At 70.0% G+C, this 13,433-nt stretch carries 9 protein-coding genes; 4 read left to right on the top strand and 5 right to left on the bottom strand.

Features of this window, described 5'->3' with window-relative positions; translation table 11 throughout:
• Positions 1 to 2 precede the first annotated feature (2 nt).
• Together M2157_RS35555 and M2157_RS35550 are read right to left on the bottom strand one after the other, a co-directional pair.
• A complete protein-coding gene (locus M2157_RS35555) occupies positions 3 to 626 on the bottom strand; it encodes a TetR/AcrR family transcriptional regulator (RefSeq protein ID WP_280867266.1) in 624 nt (207 codons plus the stop codon).
• 15 nt (positions 627 to 641) lie between these two features.
• On the bottom strand, positions 642 to 1,436 hold the full coding sequence (locus M2157_RS35550; protein ID WP_280867265.1) for an SDR family oxidoreductase: 795 nt from the start codon (positions 1,434 to 1,436) through the stop codon (positions 642 to 644).
• Positions 1,437 to 1,483: 47 nt separating this feature from the next.
• Here M2157_RS35550 and M2157_RS35545 point away from each other — a divergent pair, with 47 nt between their 5' ends.
• A complete protein-coding gene (locus tag M2157_RS35545; RefSeq protein WP_280867264.1) occupies positions 1,484 to 2,623 on the top strand; it encodes an acyl-CoA dehydrogenase family protein in 1,140 nt (379 codons plus the stop codon).
• Positions 2,623 to 3,588, top strand: coding sequence for an acyl-CoA dehydrogenase family protein (locus tag M2157_RS35540; RefSeq protein ID WP_280867263.1), 966 nt, complete (start codon positions 2,623 to 2,625; stop codon positions 3,586 to 3,588). Before M2157_RS35545 ends, M2157_RS35540 begins: the two co-directional genes overlap by 1 nt.
• Here the strand turns inward: M2157_RS35540 and M2157_RS35535 are convergent.
• On the bottom strand, positions 3,566 to 5,203 hold the full coding sequence (locus M2157_RS35535) for a cytochrome bc complex cytochrome b subunit (RefSeq protein ID WP_280867262.1): 1,638 nt from the start codon (positions 5,201 to 5,203) through the stop codon (positions 3,566 to 3,568). The two genes, M2157_RS35540 and M2157_RS35535, sit on opposite strands and share 23 nt — an antisense overlap.
• A 180-nt stretch (positions 5,204 to 5,383) precedes the next feature.
• On the opposite strand from M2157_RS35535, the gene M2157_RS35530 reads away from it, so the two are divergent.
• Complete coding sequence (locus M2157_RS35530; RefSeq protein ID WP_280856965.1) at positions 5,384 to 6,301, top strand: rhomboid family intramembrane serine protease; 918 nt, start codon at positions 5,384 to 5,386, stop codon at positions 6,299 to 6,301.
• Positions 6,298 to 7,239, top strand: coding sequence for a chitosanase (locus tag M2157_RS35525; RefSeq protein ID WP_280856966.1), 942 nt, complete (start codon positions 6,298 to 6,300; stop codon positions 7,237 to 7,239). Before M2157_RS35530 ends, M2157_RS35525 begins: the two co-directional genes overlap by 4 nt.
• 102 nt (positions 7,240 to 7,341) lie before the next feature.
• Here M2157_RS35525 and M2157_RS35520 read toward each other — a convergent pair whose 3' ends face one another.
• Both M2157_RS35520 and gltB read right to left on the bottom strand, forming a co-directional pair.
• Entirely contained in the window at positions 7,342 to 8,802 is a 1,461-nt protein-coding gene (locus M2157_RS35520) for a glutamate synthase subunit beta (protein ID WP_069763149.1), read from the bottom strand.
• Positions 8,795 to 13,402 (bottom strand): glutamate synthase large subunit, encoded by a 4,608-nt coding sequence (gene gltB / locus M2157_RS35515; RefSeq protein WP_280856967.1) that lies wholly within the window; start codon positions 13,400 to 13,402, stop codon positions 8,795 to 8,797. Before gltB ends, M2157_RS35520 begins: the two co-directional genes overlap by 8 nt.
• Positions 13,403 to 13,433 lie beyond the last annotated feature (31 nt).

Here is a 13,433-nt window from a genome sequence, read left to right as displayed (position 1 = left end):
GGCTATTCGCGTACGGCGATCCCGTCCAGCACCATCGACAGGTACTGCCGGGCGATCTCCTCCGGGCTGTGCTGTCCGCCGGGCCGGTACCAGGACGCGGCGACCCACACGGTGTCGCGCACGAACCGGTAGGTGAGGCGGACGTCGAGGTCGGCCCGGAACACCTCGGCCGCGACCCCGCGCTCCAGCGTGGACAGCCAGGCCTTCTCGAACCTGCGCTGCGACTCGGCGAGGAACGCGAACCGCTCCTGCGCCACCAGTTGCTTGCTCTCCTTCTGGTAGATCGCGACGGCCGCGCGGTGCCGGTCGATCTCCCGGAACGACTCGGTGACCAGGGCCTCCAGCGTCTCTCGCGGGCCGAGTTCGGCGCCCAGGACGGCGTCGTAGCCGCCCCAGAGCTCGTCGAGGAAGGTCCGCAGGATCTCCTCCAGCATCGATTCCTTGGAGTCGAAGTGGTAGTAGAGGCTGCCCGCGAGCATGCCCGCGTGGTCCGCGATCTTGCGTACGGTCGTGGCGTTGTAGCCCTGTGCGGCGAAGACCTCGGCGGCGGTGTCGAGGAGTTCACGGCGGCGCGCGGGCGCTGCGGCGCTCACCTGGGGCTTCTTCTTGGTCGGCTTGGTCGGCACGGAGTCATTGTCGTCCTATGCGTGCTGGCTGCTGACGGCGACGACCTCGCCGGTCATGTACGAGGAGTAGCCGGACGCCAGGAACACGATCACGTTGGCCACCTCCCAGGGCTCGGCGTACCGCCCGAAGGCCTCGCGCGCGGTCAGTTCCTCCAGCAGCTCGGCCGAGGTCACCTTCACCAGGTGCGGGTGCATGGCGAGGCTCGGGGACACGGCGTTGACGCGTACGCCGTACTCCGCGGCCTCCAGCGCCGCGCAGCGGGTCAGCGCCATCACGCCGGCCTTCGCGGCGGCGTAGTGCGCCTGTCCGGCCTGGGCGCGCCAGCCGACGACCGAGGCGTTGTTGACGATCACGCCGCCGGAGTCCCTCGCGTCGCGCATCAGCCGCAGGGCCGCCCGGGTGCACCGGAAGGTGCCGTTCAGGGTGACGTCCAGGACGCCGGTCCACTGCTCGTCGGTCATGTCGACGAGGGCTGAGGTGCCGCCGAGACCGGCGTTGTTGACGACGACGTCGAGTCGGCCGTGCTCCCGCAGGGCCGCTTCGAACAGCGCCTGGACCTGCGCCTCGTCCGTCACGTCACAGGGCAGTGCGGCGACCCGCTCGGGCCCGAACTCCCCGGCCAGTTCGGCGCCGTACTCCTTGAGCCGTCGTGGGTGCGCGTCGCTGATCAGGACGCGCGCGCCCTCCTCCAGGAAGCGGCGCGCGGTCGCCCCGCCGATGCCCGCGCCGGCCGCGGCGGTGATGACGGCGGTGCGCCCCTTCAGCAGCCCGTGCCCCGGCTCGTACACCGGACTCTCGACGCCTGTCATGGCGCCACGCTAACCTACCAAACACTTGTTAGGGAAGGACGGTGTCCATGGATCTGGCGTTCACGCAGGAGGACGAGGCCTTCCGCGCCGAGGCCCGCTCGTGGCTGCACGCGCATGTGCCCGCCCGTCCGCTCCCCTCCCTGGAGACCGAGGAGGGCTTCGCGTCCCATCGCGCGTGGGAGGCGGAACTCGCCGCGGACCGCTGGTCGGTGGTCAACTGGCCGACGGCGTACGGCGGCCGGGACGCGGGGATCGTCCGCTGGCTGGTCTTCGAGGAGGAGTACTACGCGGCCGGGGCGCCCGGACGCGTCAACCAGAACGGCATCAGCCTCCTCGCCCCGACCCTCTTCGACCACGGCACGCAGGAGCAGCGGGACCGGGTCCTGCCGTCCATGGCCACCGGGGGGACGGTGTGGGCGCAGGCCTGGTCGGAGCCGGAGGCGGGCTCGGACCTGGCCTCCCTGCGGGCGAAGGGGGTGCGCACGGACGGTGGTTGGCTGCTCAGCGGCCAGAAGACCTGGTCCTCCCGGGCCGCCTTCGCGGACCGCGCCTTCGGGCTCTTCCGCACCGACCCCGACACCCCGAAACCCCATCAGGGCCTGACCTATCTGATGTTCGACCTGCGGGCCCCCGGTGTCACCGTCCGCCCGATCCGCCGCCTCGACGGGAAACCGGCCTTCGCCGAGCTCTTCCTGGACGAGGTGTTCGTGCCGGACGAGGACGTCATCGGCGAGCCCGGCCGGGGCTGGCGGATCGCGATGTCGACGGCGGGCAACGAACGGGGCCTGATGCTGCGCTCACCGGGCCGCTTCCTGGCCGCCGCCGACCGCCTGTACGCCCTCTGGCAGTCCCAGGGCGGCCCCCGGGCCACCCGGACCCCGGTCGCGGACGCCCTGATCGGCGCCCGCGCCTACCAGCTGTTCACCTACGCGGCTGCCTCCCGCTTCCTGGAGGGCGAGACGCTCGGCCCCGAGTCCAGCCTGAACAAGGTCTTCTGGTCCGAGTACGACATCGCCCTCACCGAGACCGCCCTCGATCTGCTCGGCGAGGAGGGCGAGTCGGCGGACACCGACTGGGCCGAACGGTACGTCTTCGCCCTGGCCGGCCCCATCTACGCCGGCACGAACGAGATCCAGCGCGACATCATCGCCGAACGCCTGCTGGGCCTGCCGAAGGGACGCCGGTGATGCGCTTCCTCCTCGACGCCGAGCAGCGGGAGTTCACCACTTCCCTGAACACGATGCTGACGGCCGCGGACACCCCGTCGGTCGTACGGGACTGGAGCCGAGGGGACCGCGCGAGCGGGCGCGCGCTGTGGCGCCGTATCGCCGAAGCGGGGGTGTTCGCCCTGGCGGTACCGGAGGCCTACGAGGGACTGGGCCCACGTCCCTTGGAACTAGCCCTGGCCTTCGTGGAGTTGGGGCGGCACGCGGTGCCGGGCCCCCTGGTGGAGACGGTGACGGCGGCGACACTGCTCGCCTCACTGGACGACACGGGCCCGGCGAAGCGGCTGCTCCCGGCGCTGGCCGCAGGCGGGACGATGGCCACGGTCGCCCGCGACCACGGGTACGCCCTGGACGGTGAGGCGGCCGGCATCCGTCTCTCCCTGACGGCCGAGGGCCTGCGGCTGGCCCCCGGCCACGGTCCCGTGCGCCCCTCGCTCGACCCCGCCCGGCGCCTCACCCCCTTGGACCCCGGCGGCGAACTGCTCACCCCGCATCCGCCGTCGGCGGCCGCCCTCGTCACCGCCCGCCTGACGACCGCCGCCCAAGCCCTCGGCGTAGGCCTCGCGCTTCTGGACAGGACCGTCACCCACGTCAAGCAGCGCACCCAGTTCGGCACCTCCATAGGGTCCTTCCAGGCCGTCGGACACCAACTCGCCGACGCCAGGATCGCGTTGGAGTTCGCCCGCCCCCTCGTCCTGGGCGCCGCCCTGACGATGACCGCGGAAGACGTCGCCGCCGCCAAGGTCACGGCGTGCGAGGCGGCGTACCGGACCGCCCGTACCGCGCTCCAGCTCCACGGCGCGATCGGGTACACGGCGGAGTACGACCTGTCCCTGTGGCTCACCAAGGCCCGCGCCCTGCGCACCGCCTGGGGCAGCCCGGACGAGTGCCGCGACACCGTCCTCAGTGGTGGTCGCCGCTGGTGATCTCGCGGTACTCCTCCGCCGTCGGCTTCTCGATGCGCGTGTCGGGCCCGAACATCGCCCGCGCGAGCCCGGCCCGCACCCACTGGGAACGCTTGACCGGCCGCCGTACCCCGTTCGCGTCGACGAGCGGCCCGATCTCGTACGGCGGTTCCTGCTTGTGCTGCGTGAGGGTGTGCAGCTGCTCCTGCCCGAGGGCTTCGTGGACCTCGACGTACTCGCCGTGCGGGAGCCGCCGGATGGTGCCGGTCTCACGGCCGTGCAGCACCTTGTCCCGGTCCCGGCGCTGCAGCCCGAGACAGATCCGCTTGGTCACGATGAAGGCGAGCACCGGCACCACGAACACGGACACCCGCACGAACCAGGTGATCGCGTTGATGGACAGATGCAGATGCGTGGCCACGATGTCGTTGCCGCCACCGATCAGCAGCACCACGTACAGGCTCAGCCAGGCGACTCCCAGCCCCGTGCGGACGGGCACGTTGCGCGGCCGGTCCAGGATGTGGTGCTCGCGTTTGTCGCCGGTGATCCACGCCTCGACGAAGGGGTAGACCCCGAGCGCGAGCAGGATCAGCGGGAAGAGGGAGAAGGGGATGAAGACACCGGGCTCCAGGGTGTGGCCCCAGAAGTTGATCTCCCATCCCGGCATCACCCGGATCAGCCCCTCGGAGAAGCCCAGGTACCAGTCGGGCTGCGCGCCGGTGGTCACCAGCTGCGGGCTGTACGGTCCGAACGCCCACACGGGGTTGATCTGGGCGAGGCCGCCCATGAGCGCCAGCACGCCGAAGGTCAGGAAGAAGAAGCCGCCCGCCTTGGCCAAGTAGACCGGCAGGAAGGGCATCCCGACCACGGACTTGTTGTCGCGGCCGGGCCCCGGGTACTGGGTGTGCTTGTGGTAGAAGACCAGGATCAGGTGGGCGACCACCAGACCGAGCATGATCCCGGGCAGCACGAGCACATGGATCGGGAACAGCCTCGGGATGATGTCGTGGCCCGGGAACTCCCCGCCGAACAGGAAGAACGACAGATACGTCCCGACGATCGGGATCGACAGGATCGCCCCGTCGGCGAACCGGATGCCGGTGCCGGAGAGCAGGTCGTCGGGGAGGGAGTAGCCGGTCAGACCGGTGATGATGCCGAGGAACAGCAGGGTCCAGCCGAACACCCAGTTGAGCTCGCGCGGCTTGCGGAAGGCGCCGGTGAAGAACACCCGCATCATGTGCACGAGCATGCCGGTGACGAAGACCAGCGCCGCCCAGTGGTGGATCTGCCGGATGAGCAGTCCGCCGCGCACGTCGAAGCTGATGTCGAGCGTGGACTCGTAGGCCCTGGTCATCACCACGCCGTTGAGGGGCTCGTAGGAGCCGTGGTAGACGACCTCGACCCCGCTGGGCTCGAAGAACAGGGTGAGATAGACGCCCGTGAGGATCAGGATGAGGAAGCTGTAGAGACAGATCTCGCCCAGCATGAACGACCAGTGGTCCGGAAAGACCTTGCGCATGTTGGCCTTGGCCAGCGCGTACAGGCCCAGCCGTCCGTCGGCCCAGTCGGCGAGCTTCTCGCCCTTTCCGGCCTCTCCGCCACGGGTGCCCTTGTTCACCGATCGTGCGCCGTCCATGAGTCGTCGCCTCCCCGTCGGATCAACCTCAGGGTGGCACGGCGCGCGGGTGATGCCAACGGGGCGGGCAGCCTCCTGAACCCGACCCCTCCGCTCTCCTCACTCACCTGCGTTCGCTATTTTGTTCGCCGCCGTCCCCACCGGCTCGATCATCGCCCCTGTCACTCCGAGGAGCCGGCCGTGGAACCCGAATCCGCCGTCACCACCTGCTATCGCCATCCGGCGGTGGAGTCCCATGTCCGCTGTATCCGCTGCGAGCGGTACATCTGCCCGGACTGCATGCGGGAGGCGGCCGTGGGCCACCAGTGCCCGGAGTGTGTGCGAGAGGGGGCACGGTCGGTACGGCAGGCCCGGACCGCGTTCGGCGGTCGGATCACGGCCGTCCCCCTGGTGACGTACATCCTCATCGGCCTCAACGTTCTCGCCTACGTCGGCGAGCTCGTGCGTCCGGCGATCGTGGACCGCTTCGAGATGCTGGGCGCCGGGCTCGTGGGCCCGGACGGCGGCCACTACGTCTGGCAGGACACCTACCCTGCCGACTTCCACGCCGAGGGTGTCGTCGACGGCGAGTGGTACCGCCTGCTGACCGGTGCGTTCCTCCATCTGCCGCCCACCGAGGGCACGTTCGGCATCCTGCACATCGTGATGAACATGGTGTCGCTGTGGAACATCGGCCGGGTGGTGGAGGTCCAGCTCGGCCGTCTCAGGTACGTCGTCCTCTATCTGCTGTCCGCGCTCGGCGGCTCGGTCCTCGTCCTGCTGATCGCACCCGGCGATCACACGCTCGGCGCCTCCGGCGCGATCTTCGGGCTCGGCGCCGCGTACTACGTGATGGCCCGCCGCCTCGGCGCCGACATGGCCGTCGTGAACCGCTTCATGGCGGGCCTGCTGCTGTGGCTGGTGATGTCGGCGTGGCTGACGTCCTGGGAGGGCCACCTCGGCGGCCTGCTCGCCGGAGCCGTCGTCACGCTCGCCTACGCCTACGCTCCCCGGGACGGCCGTCGTACTTTGGTGCAGGCTGGAGCATGTGCCGTACTGCTGGTGGTGCTCCTGGTCTCTGCCTGGGCCAAGGTCGCCGAACTGACGGGAGCGCAGTGAAAGGCGCCCGCCTGCTGCTCCTCGCGGCCGTCCCCGTGGTCGCCACGGCGTCGGTCTACCTCTTCGCGCCCGAGGACTCCGGCGCGGGAGGAGCGGGCCCCGACCTCTCCTCGGCCTACCGCTCACAGGCGGCCCAGGACGCCGAGGGCGCCCAGGGCGCCAAAGCCTGGGCCGAGCGGTCCGAGGGGGCGAAGAGCGCGGAGGACAAGGCGGTCGTCGCCGACCTGCCGCCGGGCCTGGCCGCCCCCGCCAAGAAGGAGCTCGCCCAGCAGCTCGTGGCCAGCGCCGAGAACTCCACCCTCGACTGGCGCAGCGCCTACGCCTACATCGAGGACATCGGCGACGGCCAGGGTTACACGGCCGGCATCATCGGCTTCTGCACCGGCACCAACGACCTGCTCACCCTCGTCGAGGGCTACACGAAGGCCCACCCCGGCAACGGTCTCGCGAAGTACCTCCCCGCGCTGCGCGCGGTCGACGGCACGGACTCCCACGAGGGCCTGGACCCGGGCTTCACGGCCGCCTGGAAGGCGGAAGCCAGGGTCCCCGCCTTCCAGAAGGCCCAGGACACGGCACGTGACCGCGTCTACTTCGACCCCGCCGTGCGCCTCGCCAAACTCGACGGCCTCGGCGCCCTCGGCCAGTTCGTGTACTACGACGCGATGGTCTTCCACGGCCCCGGCACCGACCCCACCGGCTTCTACGGCCTGCGCGAACGCGCCCTCCAGAAGTCCGACAGCCCGACCGAGGGCGGCTCGGAGAAGGCCTACCTGGACACCTTCCTCGACCTCCGCGAGGACGCCATGCGCACCCGCGACGCGGACATCGACACCACCCGCGTCGACACCGCGCAACGACGCTTCCTGAACGACGGGAACCTGGACCTGAGAACACCGCTGGAGTGGCAGGTGTACGGGGAGACGTTCCGGGTGCCGTAGGAGAACATGCGACGGCGCCTGCCCTTTGGTCCGGTCGGGGACGTGGGGGACAGGCGCCGTCAGTGTTCCGTACGCCTTTGTACGGGACGTTTTCTGTGGCCGTCAGACCATCAGGGATCGATCCGTCGGCCGGATCGGCGCGGGCAGTTCACTCGCGCCGGTCAGGAAGCGGTCGCAGCCGCGGGCGGCCGAGCGGCCCTCCGCGATCGCCCACACGATGAGCGACTGGCCGCGGCCGGCGTCACCGGCGACGAAGACGCCCGGCACGTTGGTCTGGAAGTCGGCGTCGCGGGCGATGTTCCCGCGCTCGTCGAGCTCCAGGCCGAACTGGTCCACGAGACCGTTCTCGCGGTCGGTGCCGGTGAAGCCCATGGCGAGGGTGACCAGCTGGGCGGGGATCTTGCGCTCCGTGCCCGGCTTCGGGGTCAGCTTGCCGTCGATGAACTCGACCTCGGTGAGGTGCAGCCACTGGACGTTGCCGTCCTCGTCGCCCTCGAAGTGGGTCGTCGAGACGGAGTAGACCCGCTCGCCGCCCTCCTCGTGCGCGGAGGTGACCTTGTAGAGCATCGGGAAGGTCGGCCACGGCTGGTGCGGGGCACGGTCCTCGCCCGGCCGCGGCATGATCTCCAGCTGGGTGACCGAGGCCGCGCCCTGACGGTGGGCGGTGCCCACGCAGTCGGCGCCGGTGTCGCCGCCGCCGATGACGATGACGTGCTTGCCCTCGGCCGTGATGGGGGGCGCCACGTAGTCGCCCTCCTGCACCTTGTTGGCCAGCGGCAGGTACTCCATGGCCTGGTGGATGCCCTTGAGCTCGCGGCCGGGGACCGGCAGGTCACGGGCGGTCGTGGCACCGGCGGCGATGACGATCGCGTCGTAGCGCTTCTTCAGGTCGGTCGCCCTGAGGTCGCGGCCGATCTCGATGCCGGTGCGGAAGCGGGTCCCCTCCGCGCGCATCTGCTCGATACGGCGGTTGATGTGCCGCTTCTCCATCTTGAACTCGGGGATGCCGTACCGGAGAAGGCCTCCGATACGGTCCGCGCGCTCGTAGACGGCGACGGTGTGACCGGCCCGCGTGAGCTGCTGCGCGGCGGCCAGACCGGCGGGGCCTGACCCGATGACCGCGACGGTCTTGCCGGACAGGCGCTCCGGGGCCTGCGGCTCGACGTCACCGCTGTCCCACGCCTTGTCGATGATCGAGACCTCGACGTTCTTGATGGTCACGGCCGGCTGGTTGATGCCGAGCACACACGCCGACTCGCAGGGAGCCGGGCACAGGCGACCGGTGAACTCCGGGAAGTTGTTGGTCGCGTGCAGACGCTCGGAGGCGGCGGACCAGTCCTCGCGGTAGGCGAAGTCGTTCCACTCGGGGATGAGGTTCCCGAGCGGACAGCCGTTGTGACAGAACGGGATGCCGCAGTCCATGCAGCGGCTGGCCTGCTTGCTGATGATCGGCAGCAGGGAGCCGGGGACGTAGACCTCGTTCCAGTCCTTCAGACGTACGTCGACCGGGCGGGACTTGGCGACCTCACGGCCGTGGTTCAGGAAGCCCTTCGGGTCAGCCATTGATCGCCGCCTCCATCATCTTCTCGGTGATCTCGGACTCGGAGAGTCCCGCCTGCTCGGCGGCGTCCTTGGCGGCGAGCACTGCCTTGTACGTGCTGGGGATGATCTTGCTGAAGCGCTCGACGGCGGTGTCCCACTCGGCGAGCAGCTTCTCGGCGACCGTGGAGGCGGTCTCCTCCTGGTGGCGGCGCACCACGTCGTGCAGCCACTGCTTGTCGGCGTCGTCGAGCGCTTCGACGGCGCCCGCGTTGCCGACGTTGACGTTGTCGGGGTCGAGGTCGATCACGTAGGCGATGCCGCCGGACATGCCGGCCGCGAAGTTGCGGCCCGTCTCGCCGAGGACCACCGCGTGACCGCCGGTCATGTACTCGCAGCCGTGGTCGCCCACGCCCTCCGAGACCACCAGCGCACCGGAGTTGCGGACGCAGAACCGCTCGCCCGAACGACCGCGCAGGAACAGCTCGCCACCGGTCGCGCCGTAGGCGATGGTGTTGCCCGCGATCGTCGAGAACTCGGCGAGGTGGTCGGCACCCCGGTCCGGCCGCACGATCACCCGGCCACCGGAGAGGCCCTTGCCGACGTAGTCGTTGGCGTCGCCCTCCAGGCGCAGCGTGACACCGCGGGGCAGGAAGGCGCCGAAGGACTGGCCGGCGGAGCCCGTGAAGGTGATGTCGATGGTGTCGTCGGGCAGGCCCGCGCCACCGAACTTCTTCGTCACCTCGTGGCCGAGCATGGTGCCGACCGTGCGGTTGATGTTGCGGATCGCGACCTGGGCGCGCACCGGCTGGGCGTCGGTCGCCGAGTCGGCGGCCAGGGCGTCGGCGGCGAGCTTGATGAGCTCGTTGTCGAGCGCCTTCTCCAGGCCGTGGTCCTGCTCGATGACCTGGTGCAGCGCCGAGCCCTCGGGCAGCTCGGGCACGTAGAAGAGCGGGGACAGGTCCAGGCCCTGCGCCTTCCAGTGGTTGACGGCTCGCTCGACGTCGAGGGTCTCGGCGTGGCCGACGGCCTCCTCGATGGAGCGGAAGCCCAGCTCGGCGAGGAGCTCGCGGACTTCTTCGGCGATGAACTTGAAGAAGTTCACGACGTACTCGGCCTTGCCGGTGAACCGGTCGCGGAGCACCGGGTTCTGGGTGGCGATGCCGACCGGGCAGGTGTCCAGGTGGCAGACGCGCATCATGACGCAGCCGGAGACGACGAGCGGCGCGGTCGCGAAACCGAACTCCTCGGCGCCGAGCAGCGCGGCGATGACGACGTCACGGCCGGTCTTGAGCTGACCGTCGGTCTGCACGACGATGCGGTCGCGCAGGCCGTTGAGCAGCAGGGTCTGCTGGGTCTCGGCGAGACCGAGCTCCCAGGGGCCGCCCGCGTGCTTCAGGGAGGTCAGCGGGGAGGCACCGGTGCCACCGTCGTGACCGGAGATCAGGACGACGTCCGCGTGCGCCTTGGACACACCCGCCGCGACCGTGCCGACGCCGACCTCGGAGACCAGCTTCACGTGGATCCGCGCCTGCGGGTTCGCGTTCTTCAGGTCGTGGATCAGCTGGGCCAGGTCCTCGATGGAGTAGATGTCGTGGTGCGGCGGCGGGGAGATCAGACCGACACCCGGGGTGGAGTGACGGGTCTTGGCGACCCAGGGGTAGACCTTGTGGCCGGGCAGCTGGCCGCCCTCGCCGGGCTTGGCGCCCTGGGCCATCTTGATCTGGATGTCGTCCGCGTTGACCAGGTACTCGGAGGTCACACCGAAGCGGCCGGAGGCGACCTGCTTGATCGACGAACGGCGCGCCGGGTCGTACAGCCGGTCCGCGTCCTCGCCGCCCTCACCGGTGTTGGACTTGCCGCCCAGCTGGTTCATGGCGATGGCGAGGGTCTCGTGCGCCTCCTTGGAGATGGAGCCGTACGACATGGCGCCGGTGGAGAAGCGCTTGACGATCTCGGAGACCGGCTCGACCTCGTCGACGGAGATCGGCTGACGGTCCGACTTGAAGCCGAACAGGCCGCGGAGCGTCATCAGGCGCTCGGACTGCTCGTTCACGCGGTCCGTGTACTTCTTGAAGATGTCGTAGCGGTTCGCGCGCGTCGAGTGCTGGAGGCGGAAGACCGTCTCCGGGTCGAACAGGTGCGGCTCGCCCTCACGGCGCCACTGGTACTCGCCGCCTATCTCGAGCGCGCGGTGCGCGGGCGCGATGCCGGAGGCGGGGTACGCCTTGGCGTGCCGGGCGGCGACCTCCTTGGCGATGACGTCGATGCCGACACCGCCGATCTTGGAGGCCGTACCGCTGAAGTACTTCTGGACGAAGCCCTCTTCGAGACCGACGGCCTCGAAGACCTGGGCGCCGCGGTAGGAGGCGACGGTCGAGATGCCCATCTTCGACATGACCTTCAGTACGCCCTTGCCCAGGGCGTAGATCAGGTTGCGGATGGCCTGCTCGGGCTCGAGGCCGTTCAGGAAGGTGCCCGCGCGCAGGAGGTCCTCGACGGACTCCATGGCGAGGTACGGGTTCACGGCCGCGGCGCCGAAGCCGATCAGCAGGGCGACGTGGTGGACCTCGCGGACGTCACCGGCCTCGACCAGCAGGCCCACCTGGGTGCGCTGCTTGGTGCGGATGAGGTGGTGGTGGACGGCCGCGGTGAGCAGCAGCGACGGGATCGGCGCGTGCTCGGCGTCCGAGTGGCGGTCGGAGAGGACGATCAGCCGGGCGCCGTTGTCGATGGCGGCGTCGGCCTCGGCGCAGATCTCCTCGATGCGCGCGGCGAGGGAGTCGCCGCCGCCGGAGACCCGGTACAGGCCGGAAAGGGTCGCGGCCTTGAAGCCGGGCATGTCGCCGTCGGCGTTGATGTGGATGAGCTTGGCCAGCTCGTCGTTGTCGATCACCGGGAAGGGCAGCACGACGGAGCGGCAGGAGGCGGCGCTCGGGTCGAGCAGGTTGCCCTGCGGGCCGAGGGAGGAGCGCAGCGAGGTGACGAGCTCCTCGCGGATCGCGTCCAGCGGCGGGTTGGTGACCTGCGCGAACAGCTGGGTGAAGTAGTCGAAGAGCAGGCGCGGTCGCTCGCTCAGCGCGGCGATCGGCGAGTCCGTACCCATCGAACCGATCGGCTCGGCAGCGGCCTTGGCCATCGGCGCGAGGAGGACGCGCAGCTCTTCCTCGGTGTAGCCGAAGGTCTGCTGGCGGCGGGTGACCGAGGCGTGGGTGTGCACGATGTGCTCGCGCTCGGGCAGGTCGCCGAGCTCGATCTCGCCGGCCTCCAGCCACTCCGCGTACGGCTGCTCGGCGGCGAGGCCGGCCTTGATCTCGTCGTCCTCGATGATGCGGTGCTCGACGGTGTCGACGAGGAACATCCTGCCGGGCTGGAGACGGCCCTTGCGGACGACCTTGGCGGGGTCGATGTCGAGGACGCCGACCTCCGAGCCGAGGACGACGAGGCCGTCGTCGGTGACCCAGTAGCGGCCGGGGCGAAGCCCGTTGCGGTCGAGGACCGCGCCGACCTGCTTGCCGTCGGTGAAGGTGACACAGGCCGGACCGTCCCAGGGCTCCATCAGGTTGGAGTGGAACTGGTAGAAGGCACGGCGGACCGACTCCATGGAGTCGTGGTTCTCCCACGCCTCCGGAATCATCATCAGCACGGAGTGCGGCAGCGAACGGCCGCCCAGGTGCAGGAGTTCGAGCACCTCGTCGAAGGACGCCGAGTCGGAGGCGTCCGGCGTACAGATCGGGAAGACGCGCTCGAGGGCCTTGTCGTCGTTGCCGAAGAGGTCCGAGACCAGCTGGGACTCGCGGGCCGCCATCCAGTTGCGGTTGCCCTTGACGGTGTTGATCTCACCGTTGTGCGCGACGAAGCGGTACGGGTGCGCGAGCGGCCACGACGGGAAGGTGTTCGTGGAGAACCGGGAGTGCACGAGCGCGATCGCGGAGGCGAAGCGGCGGTCGGACAGGTCCGGGAAGAAGGGCTCCAGCTGGCCGGTGGTCAGCATGCCCTTGTAGACGATCGTGCGCGCGGACAGCGAGGGGAAGTAGACGTCGACCTCGCGCTCGGCGCGCTTGCGCAGCACGAAGGCCTTGCGGTCGAGGTCGATGTCCGTGGCGGGCACGGCGGAGCCGTCGCCGACGAAGATCTGACGGAACGCCGGCATCGTCGAGCGGGCGGTGGCGCCGAGCAGCTCCGGGGCGACCGGGACCTCGCGCCAGCCGAGGACGGTGAGACCCTCCTCGGCGGCGATCGTCTCGATGTGTGAGACGGCGTCCTCGACGCCGTCCTCCGGCAGGAAGGCGGTACCGACGGCGTACGCACCGGCCGCGGGCAGCTCGAAGCCGGCCACCTCGCGGAAGAAGGCGTCCGGAACCTGGGACAGGATGCCCGCGCCGTCACCCGAGTCGGGCTCGGCGCCGGTGGCACCGCGATGCTCCAGGTTGCGCAGAACCGTGAGCGCCTGCTCGACCAGCGCATGGCTCGCCTCGCCGGTGAGGGTGGCCACGAAGCCGACGCCACAGGCGTCCTTTTCGTTGCGGGGGTCGTACATACCCTGCGCAGCAGGGCGAGCATCCATGAACGACCACTTCTGGCCACTCGTGGAGTGCTGGGACGGCTGGCGCGGCGTACGCATCGGCTCTCCCGTCGTCGTCAATTGGCATATT

Origin of the sequence: Streptomyces sp. SAI-127 (genome assembly GCF_029894425.1) — a bacterium.
In the GTDB taxonomy this organism is placed as follows: Bacteria; Actinomycetota; Actinomycetes; order Streptomycetales; family Streptomycetaceae; genus Streptomyces.
The sequence above is the reverse complement of the archived record's forward strand: the minus strand, read 5'-3'. Positions and strand labels throughout refer to the sequence as shown.

Bases quoted from the DNA above. Each gene is read 5' to 3' on its own strand.
- M2157_RS35540 (WP_280867263.1), top strand. From the start codon at position 2,623: ATGCGCTTCCTCCTCGACGCCGAGCAGCGGGAGTTCACCACTTCCCTG.
- gltB (WP_280856967.1), bottom strand. From the start codon at position 13,402: ATGCGTACGCCGCGCCAGCCGTCCCAGCACTCCACGAGTGGCCAGAAG.
- M2157_RS35520 (WP_069763149.1), bottom strand. From the start codon at position 8,802: ATGGCTGACCCGAAGGGCTTCCTGAACCACGGCCGTGAGGTCGCCAAG.
- M2157_RS35550 (WP_280867265.1), bottom strand. From the start codon at position 1,436: ATGACAGGCGTCGAGAGTCCGGTGTACGAGCCGGGGCACGGGCTGCTG.
- M2157_RS35545 (WP_280867264.1), top strand. From the start codon at position 1,484: ATGGATCTGGCGTTCACGCAGGAGGACGAGGCCTTCCGCGCCGAGGCC.
- M2157_RS35535 (WP_280867262.1), bottom strand. From the start codon at position 5,203: ATGGACGGCGCACGATCGGTGAACAAGGGCACCCGTGGCGGAGAGGCC.